Genomic DNA, 267 nt, shown 5'->3' on the forward strand with positions numbered 1-267 from the left:
GCTTCCTCCAGAAATTCATTCAGTTCTTCAAGCTCTCGGTTTTTCTTTTCAAGCTCTTTGATCCGTTTGTTTGCTGCCTGAAGCTGCTGTGCTATAGTAAGTGACTCTCCCGGTGTACGTGAGCCTGCACCTGTGTCTATTTCTCCGATCCGTGCCTTTTGCACCCACGTCCCAAGCGTCCCTTTGGGGATGCACAGCTCATCTGCTGCTGCCTTGGTGCCAATCTCCTTTGCGAGCTTTATTGCCTGCTTTTTAAACTCTTCATCA

General features: G+C 49.1%; 1 protein-coding gene. It reads right to left on the minus strand.

The features are described 5' to 3' along the window. Positions 1–267 (minus strand): transposase (locus DWW81_RS13325; RefSeq protein ID WP_181982751.1); only part of this gene is annotated, 267 nt, incomplete at both ends.

It is taken from the genome of Ruminococcus sp. AF17-1AC (assembly GCF_003461385.1).
In the GTDB taxonomy this organism is placed as follows: domain Bacteria; phylum Bacillota; class Clostridia; order Oscillospirales; family Ruminococcaceae; genus Hominimerdicola; species Hominimerdicola aceti.